Origin of the sequence: Sphingomonas profundi (genome assembly GCF_009739515.1) — a bacterium.
Classification (GTDB): domain Bacteria; phylum Pseudomonadota; class Alphaproteobacteria; order Sphingomonadales; family Sphingomonadaceae; genus Alterirhizorhabdus; species Alterirhizorhabdus profundi.
Genome location: NZ_CP046535.1, coordinates 2654141 through 2674776, shown reverse-complemented (window position 1 = coordinate 2674776; position 20636 = coordinate 2654141). Strand labels below are relative to the sequence as shown.

Annotated in this window: 21 protein-coding genes; 7 read left to right on the top strand and 14 right to left on the bottom strand. The window is 70.5% G+C overall.

Translation table 11 applies throughout. The features are described 5' to 3' along the window. Positions 1-1476, bottom strand: a complete 1476-nt coding sequence (gene purF, locus GNT64_RS12730) for an amidophosphoribosyltransferase (protein ID WP_156679857.1) — start codon at positions 1474-1476, stop codon at positions 1-3. A gap of 168 nt (positions 1477-1644) precedes the next feature. Here purF and GNT64_RS12725 point away from each other — a divergent pair, with 168 nt between their 5' ends. The 6 genes from GNT64_RS12725 (at position 1645) to GNT64_RS12700 (ending at position 5499) form a co-directional block, all read left to right on the top strand. Further along, entirely contained in the window at positions 1645-1893 is a 249-nt protein-coding gene (locus tag GNT64_RS12725; protein ID WP_156679856.1) for a DUF7218 family protein, read from the top strand. A 54-nt stretch (positions 1894-1947) separates the two neighbouring features. Beyond that, on the top strand, positions 1948-2118 hold the full coding sequence (locus GNT64_RS12720; protein WP_156679855.1) for a hypothetical protein: 171 nt from the start codon (positions 1948-1950) through the stop codon (positions 2116-2118). A gap of 45 nt (positions 2119-2163) precedes the next feature. Further along, positions 2164-2529 carry a phosphoribosyl-AMP cyclohydrolase gene (hisI, locus tag GNT64_RS12715; RefSeq protein WP_156679854.1) on the top strand — a complete coding sequence of 122 codons (366 nt, stop codon included), beginning with the start codon at positions 2164-2166 and terminating at the stop codon, positions 2527-2529. A gap of 78 nt (positions 2530-2607) precedes the next feature. Continuing rightward, positions 2608-3039, top strand: a complete 432-nt coding sequence (locus GNT64_RS12710) for a MerR family transcriptional regulator (RefSeq protein ID WP_197276979.1) — start codon at positions 2608-2610, stop codon at positions 3037-3039. A gap of 49 nt (positions 3040-3088) precedes the next feature. Then, on the top strand, positions 3089-4882 hold the full coding sequence (locus GNT64_RS12705; protein ID WP_156679853.1) for an acyl-CoA dehydrogenase C-terminal domain-containing protein: 1794 nt from the start codon (positions 3089-3091) through the stop codon (positions 4880-4882). A gap of 152 nt (positions 4883-5034) precedes the next feature. Beyond that, on the top strand, positions 5035-5499 hold the full coding sequence (locus GNT64_RS12700; RefSeq protein ID WP_156679852.1) for a hypothetical protein: 465 nt from the start codon (positions 5035-5037) through the stop codon (positions 5497-5499). Between the two features lie 87 nt (positions 5500-5586). Here the strand turns inward: GNT64_RS12700 and GNT64_RS12695 are convergent, their stop codons facing one another. From GNT64_RS12695 to GNT64_RS12675, 5 genes are all read right to left on the bottom strand, one after another. Then, positions 5587-6180 (bottom strand): hypothetical protein, encoded by a 594-nt coding sequence (locus tag GNT64_RS12695; protein WP_156679851.1) that lies wholly within the window; start codon positions 6178-6180, stop codon positions 5587-5589. Between the two features lie 126 nt (positions 6181-6306). Next, the gene (cysK, locus tag GNT64_RS12690; RefSeq protein ID WP_156679850.1) at positions 6307-7224 is read right to left on the bottom strand and encodes a cysteine synthase A; all 918 of its coding nucleotides are present in this window, start codon (positions 7222-7224) and stop codon (positions 6307-6309) included. Further along, positions 7221-8498 (bottom strand): MFS transporter, encoded by a 1278-nt coding sequence (locus GNT64_RS12685; RefSeq protein WP_156679849.1) that lies wholly within the window; start codon positions 8496-8498, stop codon positions 7221-7223. Before GNT64_RS12685 ends, cysK begins: the two co-directional genes overlap by 4 nt. Positions 8499-8560: 62 nt before the next feature. After that, the gene (locus GNT64_RS12680) at positions 8561-9382 is read right to left on the bottom strand and encodes an alpha/beta fold hydrolase (protein WP_156679848.1); all 822 of its coding nucleotides are present in this window, start codon (positions 9380-9382) and stop codon (positions 8561-8563) included. Between the two features lie 57 nt (positions 9383-9439). Beyond that, complete coding sequence (locus tag GNT64_RS12675; protein ID WP_156679847.1) at positions 9440-10834, bottom strand: MFS transporter; 1395 nt, start codon at positions 10832-10834, stop codon at positions 9440-9442. Between the two features lie 134 nt (positions 10835-10968). Between GNT64_RS12675 and GNT64_RS12670 the strand changes: the two genes are divergently transcribed. Beyond that, positions 10969-11928, top strand: a complete 960-nt coding sequence (locus GNT64_RS12670; RefSeq protein WP_156679846.1) for a cation diffusion facilitator family transporter — start codon at positions 10969-10971, stop codon at positions 11926-11928. A 54-nt stretch (positions 11929-11982) separates the two neighbouring features. On the opposite strand, the gene GNT64_RS12665 is transcribed toward GNT64_RS12670, so the two are convergent. The 8 genes from GNT64_RS12665 to GNT64_RS12630 all read right to left on the bottom strand — a co-directional run bounded on the left by GNT64_RS12665 (position 11983) and on the right by GNT64_RS12630 (position 20621). Continuing rightward, the gene (locus GNT64_RS12665; protein WP_156679845.1) at positions 11983-12642 is read right to left on the bottom strand and encodes a glutathione S-transferase family protein; all 660 of its coding nucleotides are present in this window, start codon (positions 12640-12642) and stop codon (positions 11983-11985) included. 27 nt (positions 12643-12669) lie between these two features. After that, on the bottom strand, positions 12670-14721 hold the full coding sequence (locus GNT64_RS12660; protein ID WP_197276978.1) for a DUF4214 domain-containing protein: 2052 nt from the start codon (positions 14719-14721) through the stop codon (positions 12670-12672). A gap of 59 nt (positions 14722-14780) precedes the next feature. Then, positions 14781-15926: a right-handed parallel beta-helix repeat-containing protein gene (locus tag GNT64_RS12655; RefSeq protein WP_197276977.1), complete on the bottom strand. Its 1146-nt coding sequence runs from the start codon at positions 15924-15926 to the stop codon at positions 14781-14783. 47 nt (positions 15927-15973) lie between these two features. Continuing rightward, complete coding sequence (locus GNT64_RS12650) at positions 15974-16495, bottom strand: 2'-5' RNA ligase family protein (RefSeq protein ID WP_156679843.1); 522 nt, start codon at positions 16493-16495, stop codon at positions 15974-15976. After that, positions 16492-16689, bottom strand: coding sequence for a hypothetical protein (locus GNT64_RS12645; protein WP_156679842.1), 198 nt, complete (start codon positions 16687-16689; stop codon positions 16492-16494). The genes GNT64_RS12650 and GNT64_RS12645 overlap by 4 nt, the downstream gene beginning before the upstream one ends. After that, positions 16686-17795: a PepSY-associated TM helix domain-containing protein gene (locus GNT64_RS12640; protein WP_156679841.1), complete on the bottom strand. Its 1110-nt coding sequence runs from the start codon at positions 17793-17795 to the stop codon at positions 16686-16688. Before GNT64_RS12640 ends, GNT64_RS12645 begins: the two co-directional genes overlap by 4 nt. Before the next feature lie 83 nt (positions 17796-17878). Next, positions 17879-18886 carry a threonine ammonia-lyase gene (locus GNT64_RS12635; protein WP_231638990.1) on the bottom strand — a complete coding sequence of 336 codons (1008 nt, stop codon included), beginning with the start codon at positions 18884-18886 and terminating at the stop codon, positions 17879-17881. 22 nt (positions 18887-18908) lie between these two features. Further along, positions 18909-20621, bottom strand: coding sequence for an N-acyl-D-amino-acid deacylase family protein (locus tag GNT64_RS12630; protein ID WP_156679840.1), 1713 nt, complete (start codon positions 20619-20621; stop codon positions 18909-18911). Between the last annotated feature and the right edge of the window lie 15 nt (positions 20622-20636).

Here is a 20636-nt window from a genome sequence, read left to right as displayed (position 1 = left end):
TCAGACCACCACGCGTTCGTCGAGCATCGACAGCTGGTCGGCGGGGGCGACCTCCTCCTGATCGGTCAGGTGGGTCGGATAGTCGCCGGTGAAGCAGGCGTCGCAATGCTGCGGCTGCATCTCGTCGCGCCCGTGCTCCGCGCCGAGCGCGCGGTAGAGGCCGTCGACCGAGACGAAGGCCAGGCTGTCCGCGCCGATATAGTTCGCCATCTCCGCCACCGTCATCTGCGCGGCGAGCAGCTTGGCCCGCTCCGGCGTGTCGACGCCGTAGAAGCAGCTGTGGCGCGTGGGCGGGGAGGCGATGCGCAGGTGGACCTCCGCCGCGCCGGCATCGCGCAGCATCTGCAGGATCTTCACGCTGGTGGTGCCGCGCACGATCGAATCGTCGATCAGCACCACGCGCTGGCCGTCGATCAGCGGGCGATTGGCGTTGTGCTTCAGCTTCACGCCCAAATGTCGCACCTGATCGCCGGGCTGGATGAAGGTGCGGCCGACATAGTGCGAGCGGATGATGCCGAGCTCGAACGGGATGCCGCTGGCCTGTGCATAGCCGATCGCCGCCGGCGTGCCGGAATCGGGCACGGGCACGACGAGATCGGCCTCCACCGGATTCTCGCGCGCCAGTTCCGCGCCGATCGCCTTGCGCACCGAATAGACCGAGGTGCCGCCGGCGATCGAATCGGGCCGGGAGAAGTAGACATGCTCGAAGATGCAGGGTCGGGGCCGCACCGGCGCGAACGGGCGGATCGAACGAAGGCCCTGTTCGGAGAGGATAACAAGCTCGCCCGGATCCACCTCGCGCAGGAAGGTGGCGCCGACCACGTCGAGCGCGACCGTCTCCGAGGCGAAGATGTACGAATCGCCGACGCGGCCCATCACCAGCGGCCGGATGCCCAGCGGATCGCGGCAGGCGATCATGCCCTCGGGCGTGAGGCAGACGAGCGAGTAGGCGCCCTCCACCCGCTTCAGCGCATCGATGAAGCGATCGAGCAGCGTGCGGTAGCTGGAGGTGGCGACCAGGTGGATGATCGTCTCGGTATCGGAGGTGGACTGGAAGATCGATCCGCGCCGCACCAGTTCCCGCCGCAGCTTCATCGCGTTCGAGATGTTGCCGTTGTGGCTGACGGCGAAGCCGCCGGACGAGAGTTCCGCGAACAGCGGCTGCACGTTGCGCAGCGCCGTCTCGCCGGTGGTGGAGTAGCGGACATGGCCGACGGCGACGCGGCCCGGCAGCCCGCGAATCACCTCGTCCCGATCGAAATTGCCGGCGACGTGGCCCATCGCGCGGTGGGTGTGGAACTGGCGCCCGTCCCAGCTGGTGATTCCGGCCGCCTCCTGCCCGCGATGCTGGAGCGCGTGGAGCCCGAGCGCCACCATGGCGGCGGCGGTATCGGCGCCCCAGATGCCGAAGACGCCGCACTCCTCGCGCAGCGTGTCCCCGCCGAGGTCGCGGTCGAATGGATCGGTGGTGAGCATCGCGTGGTCCCGACCGCGGTGTCTGATGGCCGGGCATATAGGCAAGGCACCCGGCTTTGTCGCCCCTTTGTAACGATTGCCGGCGGAGCCGGGCGCAAAGTGCCGCGTTCCGGCATAATCGGTCAAAGTGCCGCGTTCCGGCACGATCGGCATGGGTGGAGATGGGCGATGGCGCGGGACCATGGGCCGCAGATCAAGGACGACGCGCTCTACGAGGAGCTGCGCAAGAAGGGCGAATCGAAGGAGAAGGCCGCGCGCATCGCCAACGCAAAGGCGGCCGGCACGCTGGAGCACAAGGGCACGGAGCTGGAGGCGCGCAGCAGGCGCGAGCTCTACGACGAGGCACGGCGGATCGGCATCGCCGGACGATCGAAGATGGGCAAGGCGGAATTGGCAAAGGCGATTCGCGACCATTGAAGGCAACCCGCGCCGGAGCCGTCCGTTCAGAAGGCCAGCAGAGAGGACATCGTCATGGCCAAGCCCCCGCCCAGTGGACCCCATTCCGACCTGACCGGCGTGAACCGGGATGCGCGCGTCAATGCGCCCGCTCGCGATCCGAAGCTCGGCACCGCCGAGGAGATCGACGCGGCGGACACGCAATCGAAGGGCCATCCCGATCAGGACGAGGCGGCGAAGGGCTGATCGGTCGCCTTGATCGCGTGCGGCACCGGCCTTAGCACCGGGGGCATGGATCAGGATCGCGAGAACGGCACCGCCCTTCGCCCACGCTTCGACGCCGCCGGACTCGTCACCGGCGTGGTGACGGACGCTTCGACCGGCGAACTGCTGATGGTTGCGCATCTGAACGCCGAGGCGATCGCCCGGACGATCGAGAGCGGCGAGGCGCATTTCTGGTCGCGGTCGCGCGGACGCTTGTGGCGCAAGGGCGAGACCTCCGGCAACGTGCTGCGCGTGGTGGAGATGCGGATCGACTGCGATCAGGATGCGATCTGGCTGCGCGCCGAGGCGGCCGGGCCGGCCTGCCACACCGGCGCGCGCAGCTGCTTCTATCGCCGCATCGACGGCGACGGGACCCTCGTGGACGAGCGATGACGCGGCCGCCCGCCCGTTTCGCTGCGCAGCATGACGTGCAATATTGACGTTGACGTGAGCGTAAAGTAGCGTCCGGCCATGACCACGATCCTCGGCCATGCCTTGATCCACATGCACGACGAGCAGGACCGGGAAAGCTTCACCATCTCCGATCTCTCGGGCGAGTTCGGCGTCACGGCGCGCGCGCTGCGCTTCTACGAGGATGAGGGGCTGATCGCGCCGGAGCGCGTGGGCCTCTCCCGCGTCTACTCCCGCCGCGATCGCGCGCGGCTCGCCTGGATCCTGCGCGGCAAGCGGGTGGGGTTCAGCCTGGCCGACATACGCGAGATGATCGACCTCTACGATCTCGGCGACGATCGCTGGACGCAACGGCACGTGACGATCGAGAAGTGCGTCGCCCGCATCGACTATCTCAAGCGCCAGCGCGCCGACATCGATGCGGCGATCACCGAACTGGACGACTTCGTGGCGCTGCTGAGCGAGGCGGAGCGCAAGGCGACGCACAAGTAGAAATCCGACGGGCTTCGGCCATCCACACGGTTTCCGGGAGAGCAGGATCATGCCGATCTACCACGCGCCGGTGCGCGACACCCGCTACATCATCGACAGCGTGCTGGGGGTGAACGCCCACGCCAACCTCGCCTGCTTCGCCAACGCCACGCCGGACGTGGTGGAGGCGGTGCTGACGGAAGGCGCGCGCTTCTGCGAGGAGCAACTGTTTCCGCTGAACCAGATCGGCGACCGCGAGGGCTGCACCCGCCACGCCGACGGCACGGTGACGACACCGCCGGGTTTCCTGGAGGCCTATCGCGCCTTCTGCGAGGCCGGCTGGCCGACGCTCTCGGCCGGCGAGGCTGAGGGCGGGCAGGGCATGCCGCACGTCGTCTCCACCGCCTTCTCGGAATATCTGATCAGCGCGAACATGGGCTTCGCGATGTACAGCGGCCTGACCCACGGGGCGATCGCATCGATCATGGCCAAGGGATCGGCCGAGCAGCAGGCGGCCTATGTGCCGAAGATGGTGTCTGGCGAGTGGGCCGGCACGATGAACCTGACGGAGCCGCACTGCGGGACCGATCTGGGCCTGATCCGCACGCGCGCGGTGCCGGCCGAGGACGGCAGCTACGCGATCACCGGCACCAAGATCTTCATCTCGGCCGGCGAGCATGATCTGACGAGCAACATCATCCACCTGGTCCTCGCCAAGATCGCCGGCGCGCCGGACAATGTGAAGGGCATATCGCTGTTCATCGTGCCCAAGTTCCTGCTGGACGGGGATGGCGCGGCGGGTGCCCGCAACGCCGTATCCTGCGGCGCGATCGAGGAGAAGATGGGCATCCACGGCAACGCCACCTGCGTGATGAACTATGACGGCGCGACCGGCTTCCTCGTCGGCGAGGAGAATAAGGGCCTGGCGGCGATGTTCATCATGATGAACGTGGCGCGGCTTGGCGTGGGCCTGCAGGGTCTGGCGGTGGGCGAGGTCGCCTATCAGAACGCCGTGCACTATGCGAAGGACCGGCGCCAGGGCCGCGCCCTGACCGGCCCGGCCGATCCGGCCGAGAAGGCCGATACGCTGTTCGTCCATCCCGACGTGCGGCGCATGCTGATGGAGGCCAAGGCGCTGCTGGAGGGATCGCGTGCGCTCTGCCTGTGGGGCGGGTTGCAGGTCGATCTCTCGCATCACGCCGAGACTCCGGAGGAGCGGCAGGCGGCGGACGACCTGATCTCGCTGCTGACGCCGGTGATCAAGGGCTATGTCACCGATATCGGCTACGACGTCGCCACGAAGGCGCAGCAGGTCTATGGCGGACACGGCTACATCCGCGAGTGGGGCATGGAGCAATATGTCCGCGACGCGCGCATCGCCCAGATCTACGAGGGCACCAACGGCGTGCAGGCGATGGACCTCGTCGGCCGCAAGCTGGGGCAGAATGGCGGTCGCGCGGTGATGGCGCTGTTCGGCCTGATCGCCGCCGACATCGCCGCGGCGAAAGGCGACGCCGCCACCGGCGATCTGGCGGGCCGGCTGGAGAAGGCGGTCGGCGAGTTGCAGGGCGCCTCGATGTGGCTCATGCAGAACGGCATGGCCAACCCGAACAATGCCGGCGCCGCCGCCTACAGCTACATGACGCTTATGGGCATCGTGACCTTGGGCTGGATGTGGCTGAAGATGGCGGGCGCGAGCGGTGCCGCGATCGCCGCCGGCGAAGGCGACCGCGCCTTCCACGAGGCCAAGCAGGTGACGGCGCGCTTCTTCGCCGAGCGCATCCTGCCGGACGCGGGCGCGCTGCGCCGCAAGATAGAAGGCGGCGCCGAGAGCCTGATGGCGCTGCCGGTGGAGGCGTTCTGAAGACCCTGCCGTCATTCCTCCCCGGCACGGGGAGGGGGACCATCCGCAGGATGGTGGAGGGGGCGGGCGGCGTAGCGCAGCCTCCGGTTGAACATGCGGCCACGCTCGCCCTTCGCCGGCTGCGCCGATCCCATTCCCCGTTCCGGGGAGGAATGGCTGTCGCTCTGCTGCTCGGCCTGGTGGCGCCGGCGGTGGCCGGGCCGCCTTCAGCCACCGTGCGGGCGGTGCAGGCGGCGGCGGGGGCCGGGGCGCTGGAGGCGGGGGCGATCCGCTTCACCGCCGTGCAGCCCAAGGGGCGCGGCGCGACCGTGTACGAGGCGAGGCGCGGGCCGGCCGGCGTGACGCGCACGATCACCGACCTCTCGCCGGGCGACGGCGGCGCGTGGAGCGTCGACGGGCGCGAGACGAAGCCGATGGCGGCCGAGACGCTCGACTATTTCACCGGCCGCATCGATGCCGCGATCGCCGCTTCCCCGTCGGAGGCGGAATGTGCCGACGCGCCCGATTATTATGCGGAGCATGGCGCGGCCGGCACCGCCGGCGGCGGCTGCGCGACCGATCATCCGAACGCCGCGATCGCACGGGCGCTGGGGCTGGCCGATCCCGTACAGCCGTAGCGGCTGTCCTGCCGACCGGGCCGCCCGGCGCCGCCGCTTCCCCGCCCTCCGGGGAATCTGGCGGAGCCGCGGCTGGGCCGGCCGGCCTCAGCGGGCCGGGCCGATCGGCAGGCAACCGTCCGCGCCGCAGCTATAGTAATTGCCGTAGGCGTCCTGGCGGTAGACGCGGTTGGTGCGGTAATCGTAGCCGGTGTCGCCCTGCGCCATGTAGCTGCGCTCGGTCTGCACGCCGGCCGCCGCATCGGCGTAGCGCTGGCGGCCCTGGAGGCTGAGGCCGGCGTCATACTGGTTCTGCGCGGCGTGGGCGTTGCGCTCGGCGATGGCGTTGCCGTAATTCTGCACCGACTGCTGATAGCCGCGCGCCGCCGCCGCCTCGGCCGCCTGGTTGCGCGCCTCGTTCTGCTGGTAGCGGCGCTGGCCTTCCGCCGTGTAGCCGCCGGTGGCGGCATAGCCGTAGGCGAACTGATCGAGGCTGCCGCGATAGCCCTGCCGCTGCGCCTGGCGGAACATGGCGACGATGCGCGGATCGCTCATGTTGCGGCTGACGATCTGGTTCTGCATCGCCGCCATCTGCTGCTGCATCATGGCGTTCTGCTGTGCGAAATAGGCGTTCATGTCCTGCGCGCGGGCGGTGCCCGTGGCGGCGACGGCGGCGACGATGGCGATCACGATCCTGTTCACGGCATGCTCCCTGAGATCCGGTGGAGGCAGGCGCCCGGCCGGGCATCCTGTCGTTCCATGCCAGTCTGATAGGGGCGATCGAATCGGCCGGCAGTGCCGCAGAGCACAGGAAAGCGGAAAGCGTGATTATTCCGGCAGGAAATCCGGTACGGAGAGATACCGCTCGCCGGTATCGTAGTTGAAGCCGAGCACGCGCGGGCTGCCGCCGGTCTCCGCCAGCTTCTGGGCGATGGCCGACAGTGTGGCGCCGGAGGAGATGCCGACGAGCATGCCTTCCTCGCGCGCCGCGCGGCGGGCCATCTCCTTGGCGTCGGCGGGATCGACCTGGATCACGCCGTCGAGCAGCTGGGTGTGGAGGTTGGCCGGGATGAAGCCGGCGCCGATGCCCTGGATCGGGTGCGGCGCCGGCTGGCCACCGGAGATCACCGGCGACAGCGTCGGCTCCACCGCGAACACCTTCAGCGCCGGCCACGCCTGCTTCAGCACCTGCGCCACGCCGGTGATGTGGCCGCCGGTGCCCACGCCGGTGACGAGCAGGTCGATCGGCTGGTCGGCGAAGTCGGCCAGTATTTCCTGCGCGGTGGTCTCGACATGCACGGCGATGTTGGCCGGATTCTCGAACTGCTGGGGGATCCATGCGCCCGGCGTCTGCCCGGCGAGCTCGATCGCCCGCTCGATCGCGCCCTTCATGCCCTTCTCGCGCGGGGTGAGATCGAAGCTGGCGCCATAGGCCAGCATCAGCCGCCGCCGTTCCAGCGACATGCTCTCCGGCATCACCAGGATCAGGCGATAGCCCTTCACGGCGGCGACGAGGGCGAGGCCGATGCCGGTGTTACCGCTGGTCGGCTCGATAATCGTCCCGCCGGGCTGGAGCTTGCCGCTGGCCTCCGCCTCCTCGATCATCGCCAAGGCGATGCGATCCTTGATCGATCCGCCGGGATTCGACCGCTCCGACTTGATCCACACCTCCGCATCGCCGAACAGGCGGGACATGCGGATGTGCGGCGTGTTGCCGATCGTCGCGAGAATGCTGGACGCCTTCATGTCGCTTTCTCCTGCACGGGTGCGTCTTCGAGGGTCTTGGGTGGCGTGAAGGTACGCGCGTTGCGGAGTTCGGGGAACCAGCGCGACCACAGGAACGTGACCAGGATCGCGCCGAGCCCGCCCGCCACCACCGCCGCGACCGGGCCGACGAGGGCGGCGAGGAAGCCCGATTCCGCCTCCCCCAGCTCGTTCGAGCCGGAGACGAAGAGGGTGGAGACGGCACCCACGCGGCCGCGCATCTGATCCGGCGTGTAAAGCTGGATCAGCGACTGGCGGACATAGACCGAGAGCATGTCCGCCGCACCCAGCACCGCCAGGCAGGCGAGCGACAGCGGCAGCCAGCGCGACAGGCCGAACAGGATGGTGACGAGGCCGAACACGGCCACCGCCCACAGCATCTTCACGCCGACGTCGGTTGCGAGCGGCTTGCGGCTGAACCACAGCCCCATGCCGACCGCGCCCAGCGCCGGGGCCAGGCGCAGCAGGCCGAGCCCGCCGGACCCGACCATCAATATGTCCCGCGCGAAGATCGGCAGCATGGCGGTGGCGCCGCCGAGCAGCACGGCGAACAGATCGAGCGAGATGGCGCCGAGGACGAGCCGGTTCTCGCGGACATAATGGAGGCCGTCGATCATCTGCCGCCACGGATTGGCCGCGCGATCGAGGCTGGTCGGCGGGATCGGCCCGATCATCATCAGGCAGGCGAAGGCGCAGAGGAACAGGCCGGTGCTGACCGCATAGGGCAGGAAGTGGCCGGTGGCATAGAGAAACCCGCCCAGCGGCGGGCCGACCACCGAGCCGCCCTGCCACGCGAGCGAGCTCATCGCGATCGCGGTCGGCAGGATCTCCTTGGGCACCAGGTTGGGCGAGAGCGCCTGCAGCGCCGGGCTGGCGAAGGCGCGCGCCACGCCGAGCAGGGCGGCGATGAGGAACAGCGCCGGCAGGGTGGTGGAATCCGTCCAGGCCATCCAGGCAAGCGATCCGGCGCAGCCCGCCTCCAGCAGCACGGCGGCGCGCGCGATCCAGCGGCGGTCGATCCGGTCCGCCGTCCAGCCGACGACGAGTGTGAGCAGCAGCAGCGGCACGAACTGGACGACGCCGATCAGGCCGAGCTGGAAGGCCGCCTCCTTGGGCGCCATCGTGCGCCGGGCGATATCGTAGACCTGCCAGCCGATGATGACGACCATCGCCATCTGCGCCACCGTGGCCGATGCGCGGGCCAGCCAGTAGGCGCGGAAATCGGGGAAGGAGAAGGGGGAAGGGGGCCGCGCCATGCCGCCCCGTCTAGGCCGGGACGGCATGGCGCGGCAACCGCGCTTCACAACAGCTTTTCTTATCAGCCGTTGAGGAAGTCGATCAGGTCCGCCGTCACGCGATCCTTGTCTGTGGCGAGCAGGCCGTGGGGGCTGCCGTCATATTCGATCAGGGTCGCCTGGCCGATGCCACGGGCGGCGGCGCGGGCGCTGGCGTCGATCGGCACCGTCTTGTCGGCGGTGCCGTGGACGATCAGCGTGGGCACGGTGAAGGCCGGCAGATCGGGCCGGAAGTCGGTGCGGCCGAACGCGTCGACGCAGGCGACTGTGCCCCTCAGCCCCGCCTGCATCGCCATCATCAGCGACCAGTCCAGCACCTCCTGGCTGACCGGGCTGGAGATCCAGCCGACGCCGTAGAAATCCTGCGCGAAGCCGGCGAGGAAGTGCGGCCGGTCCTTCCGCAGCCCGTCCTTGATCTGATCGAGCTGGGCGCCGGGCACGCCGTCCGGATTGCTGTCGTCCTGCAGCACATAGGGCACCACGGAGGAGACGAGCCCGGCCTGGACGACGCCCTTGCCGCCGTGGCGCGACATGTAGCGCGCCACCTCGCCGCCGCCCATCGAGAAGCCGATCAGCGCCGCGTCGCGGGCACCCGTCGCCTCGATCACGGTGGCGAGATCGTCGGCGAAGGTATCATAGTCGTAGCCGTCGAACGGCTGGCCGGAGCGGCCGAAGCCGCGGCGATCATAAGCGATCACGCGGTAGCCGGCCTCGGCCAGGCCGAGCGACTGGTCGTCCCAGGAATCGGCGTTCAGCGGCCAGCCGTGCAGCAGGATCACGGGCCGGCCGGAGCCCCAATCCTTGACGTAGAGGTCTGTCCCGTCGGATGACTTGATGTAGGGCATCGGATGACTCCTGCCGTGAATGGCGCCCGCAGAACGCGCGCCGCCGCCGGCGGCTCCCTACTTCAACTGCTGGGCGGGCTGCACGTCGGCGATCTCCTCCGCCGGCGGGTGGCGCAGCGCCGGTCGCAGCCGGGCGAGGCTGCACAGGCCGGCGACGAAGGCGAGGCCGGCCGCGATCAGCGCCGGCGTCCTGCCGCCGCCCAGGTTCAGCGCCAGCAGGGCGGCGACCAGCGTGGCACCCAGCGTCTGCCCGATCATGCGGTTGGTGGAGATCAGCCCGCCCGCCGCCGCCGCCCGCTCGCGCGGTGCCGAGCCGACGATGAGGCGGGCGTTGGGCGAGAGGAACAGGCCGAAGCCCGCGCCCGTCAGCGCCATGCGCCAGGCGAGGTCGATGTAGAGCGGCTCTGCCGGCAGGATCGTGAAGGTGAGCAGGCCGATCGTCGCCAGCCCCATGCCGATGCCGCCGAGCAGACCGGCGGGCCACCTGTCGGACAGGGTGCCGGCCAGCGGCGCCACCACCATCGTGGTGAGCGGCCACGGCGCGATGATCGCGCCGATCTCCGACGGGGCGAAGCCATATTCATGCTCCAGCCGGAACGGCAGCGACAGCAGCAGGGTCATCGAGGCGACGAAAGCGGTCAGCGCGCCGATCACGGAGAGCGCCATCACCGGCGAGGCGAGCAGATCGACCGGCATGATCGGCCGCGGCTCCTGCCGCTCGCGCCGCACGAACACGATGCCGACGGCGATCCCGGTCGCCACGATCGCCGCCGAGACGACCGGCGAATCGCCGTGGACGCACGCCTCCAGCCCCGAGATGACGAGCCCGAACATGGCGGCGCAGAGGACTGCGCCGAGCATGTCGAACGGCTCCTGCCGGGGTTCCGGATCGGGCAGCGCGCGGCCCAGCAGCAGCGAGACGAGCGCGAACGGCACGGCCGAGGCGAATACCCACGGCCACGGCGCGACCCCCAGGATCAGGCCGCCGAGGGTGGGCGCGAGCGCCGCCGCGCTGGAGACCACGACCGAGTTCAGCCCCAGCCCGCGCCCGAGCTGCCGCGCCGGATAGATCGAGCGGATCATCGCCGACGACACGCTGAGCGCCGCCGCCGCGCCGATCGCCTGCGCGGCGCGGACGATCAGCAGGAACGGCAGGCTCTTGGCGAAGAAGCACAGGATCGTCGCGCCGGTGAACAGCGCCTGGCCATATTGGTAGAGCGTGCGGTGGCCCAGCCGGTCGCCCAGCGTGGAGAAGGGCAGCAGCGTCATCACCAGGATCAGCTGGTAGACCGTCACCACCAGCACGGCGGCGCTGGCGTCCACCGCCAGATCGCGCGCGATGGTGGGCAGGGCCACGGTGGCGATGGCGCCGTCTATCACCACCAGCGCGGTGCCGAACGAGACGGCGGCGATGGCGGTGTAGCGGCGGGGGATGGCGAGGCCGTCGGTCATGGCGGTGGCAGCTCCTGCGCGGCCGGGGTTCCGCGCGCATGTTCGGCCGATGGAACCCGCGGCCCGGGCGGGCGTATCCGCTGCGATCCTCGCGGCGCGCATGCCGCCTCCGGCGGACGAAAGAGGCGGGCGGCATGGCGGAGGCGAAAGGCGGGATCAAGGGCAATATCGTCCTGTTCGGCGCGCTGGCGGCGAACCTGGGCATCGCCGTCGCCAAGTTCGTCGCCGCGGCGATCACCGGCTCCTCGTCGATGCTGACGGAAGGCGTGCACTCGCTGGTGGACAGCGGCAACCAGCTGCTGCTGCTCTACGGCCAGCGGCGCGCCGCGCGGCCGCCCGATGCGACGCGGCCGTTCGGCTACGGGCGGGAGCTGTATTTCTGGGCGTTCGTCGTCGCGATCCTGATCTTCGCGGTGGGCGCCGGCGTGTCCATCTACGAAGGCTATCTCCACATCGTCGCGCCGGAGCCGCTGAGCGATCCGCTGGTGAACTATATCGTGCTGGGCGTCGCGGTGCTGCTGGAAGGCTCGTCCTGGTTCATCGCCATCCGCGAGTTCGACAAGACGCGCGGCGACAGCGGCTGGTGGCAGGCGATCCACCAATCGAAGGATCCGGCCGGCTTCATCGTGCTGTTCGAGGATTCGGCGGCGCTGATCGGCCTGGTGGTGGCGGCCATCGGCGTGTGGGCCAGCCACTGGTGGGGCGATCCGCGGCTGGACGGCTACGCCTCGATCGCGATCGGGCTGATCCTGGCGGCCGTGGCGGTGGTGCTGGCGCGCGAATCCAAGGGTCTGCTGATCGGCGAGCGGGCGGATCCGGCGGTGGTGGAGCGGGTGCGCGCGGCGGTGGCGGCCCGGCCGGAGATCACGCACGTCAACCATGTCCGCACGATCCACACCTCGCCGGACACGGTGTTCGTGGCGATCAGCGCCGATTTCGAGGACAGCCTGCCGATGGGCAAGGCCGAGACGCTGATCGAGGGGATCGAGGCCGAACTGCGCGCCGCCATGCCGGAGCTGCGATCCATCTACATCCGCCCGGAGAAGCGCGAGGATGCGACGAACGTGCCGCTGGGCGGCGAGACGACGGAATGAGTGACCGGACCTGACCGGGTACGGGCAGGTGGTTTGACACGGCTCCGCGTGCCCTCACGCCTGGCCTGCCTCCTGCGCGGCGGTGAAGACCTCCAGCTGCGCGGCGAAGGCGCGGCGGTAGGCGGGGCGCGCCTCGCCGCGGGCAACGTAGGCGGAGAGGCGCGGATAGCCGCCGAGTATGCCCGATCCCAGTAGCCGCAGCAGCACGGACACCATCATCAGATCGCCGGCGCTGAACGCCCCATCGAGCCACTCGGCATCGCCGAGGGCGGCGGAGAGATCGTCCAGCCGGGTGCCGATGCGCGCCTCCAGCGCGGGCAGGCGCCGGGCGTACCAGCTCTCCCCTTGCTCCAGCAGCGTCGCCACCTCGCGGTCGACGATCGGTGGCTCCACCGTGTTGAGCGCGGCGAACAGCCAGGCGATCGCGCGTGCCTGCGCGGCGGCGTCGTCCGGCAGCAGGCCTTTATGGCGCCGGGCAAGGTGCAGCACGATCGCGCCCGATTCGAACAGGGTGACGTCGCCCTCCTCATAGGTGGGGATCTGCCCGAAGGGATGGCGCGCGCGATGCTCGGGCATCTTCATGTCGGCGAAGGAGAGGAGGCGGACCTCGTAGGGCACGCCCGTCTCCTCCAGCGCCCAGCGCACCCGCATGTCCCGCGCCAGGCCGCGACCGCGATCGGGCGAGCTGGCGAAGGCGGTGATGACGGCGGTCATGGGCGATCTCCGGGGCGCGGCACCCGATCAGACGACCAGATCGATGCCGTCTACGAAGGAACCGGCGAGCATGTTGAAATGCTCGTCGCTCTGCGAGAAGGCGAACAGCAGATCGCCGCGCGTGGCGCCGCCGTTCAGCGCGCCGACCCATGCCGCGCGGCCGCCCGGATCGGGCAGGCGATCGAGCGTGGTGGTGTAGAGATAGTCGACGAACCCGCCATTATCGAGCGCGGCGGTGTTGTTGCGGAACTCCGCCGAGGCGGCGAAGGCGGTCGCCACCTGCGCCACGGTGGTGCCGGCGCGGATGCTCTCCGACCAGGCGATGAGTCCGCCGTAATCGGGCTGGCGGCCAAGGCTGTCATACAGCAGCGCCACGGCCTCATAGGCGTCAACGGCGACGAAGTAGCCGCGCGCATCGTTGGCGGCGGTGATGTTGCGATGCTCCTGCGATTCGGAGAAGCCGCTCAGGATGGCCGCGCGGTCCGCGCCGTGATCGAGCGCGAAGATCCAGTTGTCGCGTCCCGCCGGATCGGCGGCACGGTGCAGGACGCGGTTGTAGAGGAAGTCGACGAAGCCGGGGGTGGAGAGATTGCCGGTCGCGGCGAGGAACTCCGCGCTGTGCAGGAAGGCATCGGTGACGGAGAGGAGCGAGCGGCCGCCATCCTCGATCGCGTCCACCCAGCGATCGTTGCCGGCGGGATCGGGCTGGCGCCCGAGAACGCTGTCATAGAGGCGGGAGACCTTGGCCGAGGCGCTGTCCGGGTCGAACGTCAGCGTGCCGTCCCGAAAGCTAATCGTCTCCACGGAAACGAGCGTGTCGGTGCCGGGCTCTGGCCCGAGGGCGTACTCTCCGCCGTCAACCGTGCCGGCGCCGGCGGACATGGCGACGCCGTACCGCTGCCTGAAATCGTAGTAGGTCGCGCGATCGATGCCGGGTCCGCCGTCCAGCAGGTCGCTGTCGCTGTCGCCGGTCAGCGTGTCGTTGCCGGCGCCGCCGTACAGCCGATCGTTGCCGGCATATCCGCGCAGGCTGTTCGCCGCATCGTTGCCGATCAGCGTATCGTTGTAAAAACCGCCGAAGGCGTTCTCGATCGTAACGCCCGGCGCGATCGAGAGCGTACCGATGCCGCCGTACACGTTGCTGAAGCTGCCGGCGCGAAGATCGATCTTCTGATCGTAGTCCGACAGGGCGAAATTGAGCGTGTCGATGCCGCCCCCGTCCCAGATCGTGCCCCACACCGGCTGCGTTCCGTCGCGGCTCTGCAGATAGGTGGCCGGTCTACCCGCAGCGGACGGGGAGCCGGGATTGTAGCCATAGACCGTGTCACCGGCGTTCGTCGCATAGTTGGCGCCGTAGAGCCGCTGGGCGGCCGCGATGTCATCGATCAGCGGCCCGCCCGGAACCAGCCCGTATCTGGGTATGCGCGCGCCGGTATCCTCCGCGTCGAAATAGCTCATCACCGTATATTCGATGCTGTCCTGCCCGTAGCTGGCGGAGCCGGCGTAGGTGGGATCGGTCGCGTCGTCGGAATCATAGTCTGACGGGTGGAGCAGGCCGATCGCGTGGCCGATCTCGTGGAGCAGGGTGAGGAAACCGTAGTCGGCCGTATCGCCCAGAAGCACGTTATTGTTCGGGCTGTCGGTGATGTTCACCCACACGTCGCCGGTGGCCGATGTGGCGGCGGCGTTGCCCGGCAGCACGGCGAAGGCCGTCGAGTCGTCGGCGCCGGACGTGTAGTTGCCGAACAGGATGGTCGCGTCGTCGGAATAGCCGGTCGGGTTGACGCGCACGAAGCGGATGTTGGCCACTTCCGCCCAGCGCGTCAGCGCCTGTTCCGCCGCCGCGATCTGGCGATCGCCGAACCGCTGGAAACCGTGCGCGTCCGCCGGGATCTCCGCCGGCGCGGTGGCGCGGAAGGCGTAGGTGACGGTGGCCGCCTGACCGAGATCGCTGCTCCAGCTGCGGCCCGCGCGGGTGAGCTGGTCGGCGGCCTGATCGATCGTGAAGGATGGCTTGCCGTTGAGCGTGGTGCCGCCACGCTCGTCCGCGTTCAACGCATCATACGCCACCGCACGCACCCCCACGCCCCGCAACCCGGCTTATCGTAGGCGGCGCGCGCGGCTTGCGAAAGGGGTGATCAGTCCGGAGTGCTGTTGAGCAGGCACCCGCTCGTCTCGATGCCGCCGCCGCTGATCCCGCGTGCGAAGGCGCGCGAGCTGGGCGCGATGTTCAGCGCCGGCCACGCCTTGCGGCCGCAGGCGGAATCGTAGGTGCCGCCCGAGGTGACGATGCGATTGTCGCGGATCGTCATGGGGCCGGTCAGCCCGTCCACGTTGATGCCGAGGCGGGCGTTGGCCACGCGGTTGCCGGACACCTCGCCGCCGGAGGTGGGCGCCTTGTACCACGGGCTGGCGCCGATCATGATGCCGTAGCCGCAGCGCCGCGCCGGGCCGCAGTCCACATCATTGCCGCTCACCACCGTGCCGTCGTAGCGGCCGCTGGTGGTGGGCCAGGCGTGGATCATCAGCTCGGCGAACGACGCGCCCTTGAAGCTGCCGCCGTGACGGAAGCGGTTGCCGGTGACGCGGCACTGGCGACAGCCGCCCAGGATCAGCTGCACGTCGGTATTGTCGATGAAGCTGTTGCCGGTGATCGTGGCGTGGCTGGTGTCGTGCACGGTCATGCCGTCCGAGAACGAGCCGCCCGGATTGTGATCGCCGTTCGGGCCGATGATGTTGCCGGTGAGCGTCGGGCGGTCGGCCGCCGTCGTCACCTCCAGCGCGGTGTAGCAGCCGGCGCCCCGGATCAGCGAGCGGTTGAGGGTGAAGCCGGCGGCGCTCGCCCGCATGGCGCCGCCCAAGGGCCGCGTGCGATTGTCGCCGCAGACCTTGGCGCCGTACGCAGGATCGGGCGTCCAGCCGAGGATCGCCAGGTGGGAGATGGTGACGTTCGGCGCGCGCACCTCGATCGGGATCGTGATGTGCGGCAGGGCGAGCGACATCCGGCCGATCGCCAGCACGGCGCACCGCGCATCCCCGGCGGAACGGCAGGCGGGAGCGGCGGCGGCGAGCCCGCGCGAGATCAGCGTCACCGGCTTGTCGATCGTGAGCGGCGAACGGATTGCGTAGCGGCCGGGCTTGAGCGCGATCGTGCCGCCGGGGGCCGAGCGGGCGATGCACGCCATCAGCACGGGCGCGGCATCGGTCGGCTTGCCGGCGACGGCATCCAGCGCGGGGCAGACGCCGGCAGCGGCGGCGGCGGCGATTGTCAGGGCGGCGATCATCCGATCGGGTTAGGCGGTGCGGCGGCCGGCGGCAACCGTGCGGCGGCTCAGCCCGAGAAGCGGTGCGCGGCGATGCGCTGCCACGGGCCGCCGCGATAGAAGAAGCTGGCGAGGCCGACCAGGGCCAGCGGGCGCGCGGCGAAGCCGGCGGAGAGGGCCGCGTGCAGCGCCTTCGCCTCTGCCGGCGAGACCTTGTTCTGGATCGTGACGTGGGGGCGCCAGCCGGCCTGGTCCTGCGGCGTCAGGCAGCCGGCGAAGGCCTGCGCCAGATCGGCGCGGATCGCCGCCAGCGCCGGGCTGCGGACGCGCAGCGCCACGCCCCGGCCCAGCATCATGATCCCGTCGACCGTCGCCTCCGGCGGGGGCACGCCGCGCGTGGCGGCGGCGAGGCGGGCGGCGATCTCCCCTTCTAGGCTGGGCGGCAGATGGTGGAACAGGGTGAGATGGGCGTCGATCTGGTTGCGTTCCGGCGGGAAGTGGGCGCGGCGCATGCCGTCGAGCCACAGGAAGTCGGCGCGCCCGAACATGGCCGAGACGATGAGCGGGGCGGGCGCCTCCACCGCCGTCATGCCCCGCGCGAGCGCAGCAGCGCCCACAGGATCGCGACCGGCGACAGGCCGAGGCCTATCGCGGCGGCGGCATCCCACGCGCCGCCGTCGCCGGCGAGGCCAAGGGCGAGGCCGGCGGCGGTCGCCAGCGCCAGCACGGCCGGCACGGCGAGGATCGCTGCGGTCGGGCGGCGCGGGCCGGCGGCCTCCCTCATGCCGCCACCGCCGCCGCGCGCGGCCGCGCCGGGCGCGTGGCCCAGAGCCACAGGCCGCTCGCCAGCACGACGATCGTCAGCAGATCGAGCAGCGCCCAGAGGATCTTCATCGCGAGGCCACCATAGTCGCCGAAGTGGAGCGGCTGGGAGAGGAGCAGCGCCTGCATGTACCACGGCATCGGCCGCAGCGCATCGAGCCGGCCACTGCCTGCATCGACCAGCGCCGGCACCAGCAGCCGCTGAGTCAGCGGCGTGCGCCCCTGCAGGAAGATCGCATAATGGCGATCGCTGGAGAAGGCGGCGCCGGGAAAGGCGACGAACTGCGGCCGCATGCCCGGCGCCGCCGCCATCGCCCGATCGACCGCCGCATCCACCGACGAGAAAGCGCGCGGCAGCGGCTTGCCGCCCATGGCCGTGATCGCGGCGAGCTGATCCGCCTTCCACAGATCGGTCATCTGCCCGCTCAGCGTGTTGATCGTGCCGGTGAGGCCGACGACCGCCGCCCACATGGCGGTGGCGATGCCGAGCAGATTGTGCAGATCGGTCCACCGCACGCGCGGGCGGCGGCCGAAGCGCACCCGGCCGAACGGCAGCCGCGCGGTGAACGGCACGTAGAGCACCACGCCGGACACGATCGCCGCGACGAACAGCAGGCCCATGCCGCCCAGGAACAGCATGCCGGGCAGGCCGAGGAACATGTCGGTATGCAGCCGCAGCAGGAACTGCGTGACGCCGCCGGCCGCGCGCGGCGGCAGCACCGCGCCGGTGCGCCGATCGAGCGACTGGAAGTGCATGGCCGCCGCCGCCGCATCGGCGGCGGGCGCGCTGGTGACGTTCACCACCGGCCGATCGGTATCGAAGCTGAGGTAGAGCGCCACCTCGCCCGGCCGGGCCGCCAGAGCGCGGGCGAGCAGCCGGTCGAGCGGGAGCGGCGGCGTGCCGGCCGGCACGGCGGCGAGCGGATGCGGCGCGGTGGTAAGCGCGTCGATCTCGTCGTGGAAGATCAGCGGCAGGCCGGTGAGGCAGAGCATCAGCAGGAAGGCGGTGCAGGCCAGGCTGGTATATTTGTGGACCGCCGTCCAAGCGCGGATCGTCGACGTGCGCATCGGGTCAGCGGTCGGCGGGCGGCAGGTGCATGCGGGCGTGTTAGCGGGCGGGGTGGCGGATGCCGAGTCCCGCGGCATACTCGCTACATGCCGTCGTTCTCGCCCAGGATCGCGGCGAACTCCGCGGGATCGACATTGGCGCCGGAGATGACGATCACCGTCGCGCCGTCCGCCGGGGGTGCCTTGCCGTGGAGGGCGGCGGCCAGCGCAACGGCGCCGCCGGGCTCCGTCACCAGCTTGCAGGTTGAAAAGGCGTAGCGCATCGCCGCCTTCACCTCCGCATCGGTGACGGTGAGGCCGGCCGAGAGCAGAGCGCGGTTGATCGGGAAGGTGAGGGCGCCGGGGCTCGGCGCCAGCAGCGCATCGCAGATCGAGCGGGCATCGGCGGGCACCGTCTCGCGCCGGCCGCTGGCGAGCGAGCGGGCGGTGTCGTCGAAGGCGGCCGGCTCGACCGGGTGGATCGCGATGGCGGGCGCCTGTGCCTTGATCGCGGTGGCGATGCCGGCGACGAGGCCGCCGCCGCCGCAGCACACCAGCACGCGGCCGATCCGCGCGCCGGCCGCGTCGGCCTGCGCCAGTATCTCCAGCCCGATCGTGCCCTGCCCGGCGATGACGCAGGGATCGTCGAACGAGGGGACGAGGGTGGCGCCGCGATCCCGCGCCAGCGCCGTCGCGATCTCCTCACGCGATCCGGTCAGCCGATCGTAGGGCACGATCGCGGCGCCGAGCGCGCGGGTGTTGGCGCGCTTCACGGCGGGCGCGTCGGCCGGCATCACGATCGTGGCAGGCATGCCGAGCAGCCGTGCCGCTGCCGCCACCCCCTGTGCGTGGTTGCCGGACGACCAGGCGACCACGCCGGCGCGCCGCTCCGCCGGGGAGAGGCGGGCGAGGCGGTTGTAGGCGCCGCGGAACTTGAACGATCCGGTATGCTGCGCGCCCTCGAACTTCACCAGCACGCGGTGGCCGAGCCGATCGTTGAGCGGCGCATATTCGAGCAGCGGCGTCAGCACGGCCGCGCCCAGGATCAGGCGGGCGGCATCCCGCACGTCGCCCGCATCTATCGCCAGGCCGCCAGCGCCCGCAGTCACCACCGCGCCGTCATCGCCGGCGTCGTCACTGCCGGCGCAGCAGCCGGCCGGGCATCGCGCCGGTCGGCCGGTCGTGCTCGCGCGTCACCTGCCCGGCGACGATCGTGGCGCGATAGCCGGAAACCTGCTGCAGCAGCCGGCTGGCGCCCGTGGGCAGATCGTCGACGACGGCCGGCGGGCTCAGCGCCAGCCGCTCGAAATCGATGACGTTCAGGTCGGCGCGCAGGCCCACGGCGATGCGGCCGCGATCCCCGATGCCGATCGATCCGGCGGTGTCGCTGGTCATCATCCGCACGATCGTCTCCACCGGCAGGGTAGGCCCGCGCCGGCGATCGCGGCCCCAGTGGATCAGCATGAAGCTGTTCATCGATCCGTCGCAGATCGTCATCACGTGCGCGCCCGCATCGGACGCGCCCAGCACCGCGCCGGGCCGCTCCATCAGCGCGCGCAGATGCTCCAGCCCGCTGTCGTCGTAATTGTTGATGGCCAGCAGCAGGCGCGGATGGCGGCTCGTCTCCAGCATCATGTCGTAGGCGGCGGACTGCACGGTGGTGCCGCGCGCGGCGGCGAGGGCGACGATGTTGCGGCTCTCGTCCGGCTCGTAATCGCCCTCCTCACCCAGATCGTAGCAGCGGTTCCAATGCGCGTTCAGGAAGGCGCCGAAGCTGCCTTCGGGATCCGTCTCGGCCAGGATGCCGGCCTTCACCTCGGGCCGGGCGAGCGCATCGAGCCACGCGTCGCGCGGCAGCGCCTTCACCGCGCGGAAGCCCGGCCGCTCCATGAACGGGTGGGTGCCGAAGAAGCTCAGCAGCGCGCCGATGCTGCGCCCGCTGACCTGCGCGAAGGCGCGCGCCTTGCCGGACGCGGTGATCCGCTCCGCCCAGTCGAGCTGCTCGCGCCAGTAATCCGGATAGAGGTTCGGCTGGAGGACGAGCATGTGGACGTTGACGCCGGTGCGCGCGACCATGCGATCGTAGAGCGCCATCTCGCGCTTCAGCCCGTCCAGATCCTCGCCGACGAGGCCCTCGGGGGCGAACTCCATGATGCCGCCGCGCCGCGCGACCACCTCGGCCAGCGCCGTCAGCTCGGCCTCGTCGGCGTCATAGTCGGGCGTCATCGCGCCGCGCGAGGTGCGGTGCACGGGCGTGCGCGAGCTTGAGAGGCCGAACGCGCCGGCGGCCATCGCCTCGTCCGCCAGCCGCGCAATCTCCGCCACCTCGGCGGCGTCGGCCGGCGTGTCGGTGCCCACCTTGTCGCCGAGCACGTAGAGCCGCAGCGGGCCGTGCGGCAGCAGCGCGCCGATGTCGAAGCTGCGCGGCCGGCTGTCCAGCACGTCGAGGAAATCGGGGAAACTCTCCCAGTTCCAGGCGAGGCCGGCGCTGAGCGCCGACCCCGGTATCTCCTCCACGCCGTCCATCAGCTCGATCAGCCGATCCTCGCTGCCGGGGCGGACGGGGGCGAAGCCGACGCCGCAATTGCCGAGGATCGCGGTCGTCACGCCGGAGCTGAACGACGGGTCGAGCAGCATGTCCCACGTCGCCTGGCCGTCATAATGGGTGTGGATGTCCACCCAGCCGGGCGTCACCAGCAGGCCGGTGGCGTCGATCTCGCGCGCGGCGGGCGCGTCCAGCGTGCCGATCGCGGCGATGCGATCGCCCGCCACCGCCACGTCGGCGCGGAAGCCGGGCGCGCCGGTGCCGTCGATCACGGTGCCGCCGCGGATGACGAGATCGTACATGCAACTCTCCTTCGG

Coding starts and splice junctions, on each gene's coding strand:
- cysK (WP_156679850.1), bottom strand. CDS start 7,224: ATGAAGGCGTCCAGCATTCTCGCGACGATCGGCAACACGCCGCACATC.
- GNT64_RS12725 (WP_156679856.1), top strand. CDS start 1,645: ATGGCGCGGGACCATGGGCCGCAGATCAAGGACGACGCGCTCTACGAG.
- GNT64_RS12680 (WP_156679848.1), bottom strand. CDS start 9,382: ATGCCCTACATCAAGTCATCCGACGGGACAGACCTCTACGTCAAGGAT.
- GNT64_RS12655 (WP_197276977.1), bottom strand. CDS start 15,926: ATGATCGCCGCCCTGACAATCGCCGCCGCCGCCGCTGCCGGCGTCTGC.
- GNT64_RS12700 (WP_156679852.1), top strand. CDS start 5,035: ATGGCTGTCGCTCTGCTGCTCGGCCTGGTGGCGCCGGCGGTGGCCGGG.
- GNT64_RS12650 (WP_156679843.1), bottom strand. CDS start 16,495: ATGACGGCGGTGGAGGCGCCCGCCCCGCTCATCGTCTCGGCCATGTTC.
- GNT64_RS12720 (WP_156679855.1), top strand. CDS start 1,948: ATGGCCAAGCCCCCGCCCAGTGGACCCCATTCCGACCTGACCGGCGTG.
- hisI (WP_156679854.1), top strand. CDS start 2,164: ATGGATCAGGATCGCGAGAACGGCACCGCCCTTCGCCCACGCTTCGAC.
- GNT64_RS12675 (WP_156679847.1), bottom strand. CDS start 10,834: ATGACCGACGGCCTCGCCATCCCCCGCCGCTACACCGCCATCGCCGCC.
- GNT64_RS12640 (WP_156679841.1), bottom strand. CDS start 17,795: ATGCGCACGTCGACGATCCGCGCTTGGACGGCGGTCCACAAATATACC.
- GNT64_RS12645 (WP_156679842.1), bottom strand. CDS start 16,689: ATGAGGGAGGCCGCCGGCCCGCGCCGCCCGACCGCAGCGATCCTCGCC.
- GNT64_RS12710 (WP_197276979.1), top strand. CDS start 2,608: ATGACCACGATCCTCGGCCATGCCTTGATCCACATGCACGACGAGCAG.
- GNT64_RS12670 (WP_156679846.1), top strand. CDS start 10,969: ATGGCGGAGGCGAAAGGCGGGATCAAGGGCAATATCGTCCTGTTCGGC.
- GNT64_RS12685 (WP_156679849.1), bottom strand. CDS start 8,498: ATGGCGCGGCCCCCTTCCCCCTTCTCCTTCCCCGATTTCCGCGCCTAC.
- GNT64_RS12630 (WP_156679840.1), bottom strand. CDS start 20,621: ATGTACGATCTCGTCATCCGCGGCGGCACCGTGATCGACGGCACCGGC.
- GNT64_RS12665 (WP_156679845.1), bottom strand. CDS start 12,642: ATGACCGCCGTCATCACCGCCTTCGCCAGCTCGCCCGATCGCGGTCGC.
- GNT64_RS12705 (WP_156679853.1), top strand. CDS start 3,089: ATGCCGATCTACCACGCGCCGGTGCGCGACACCCGCTACATCATCGAC.
- purF (WP_156679857.1), bottom strand. CDS start 1,476: ATGCTCACCACCGATCCATTCGACCGCGACCTCGGCGGGGACACGCTG.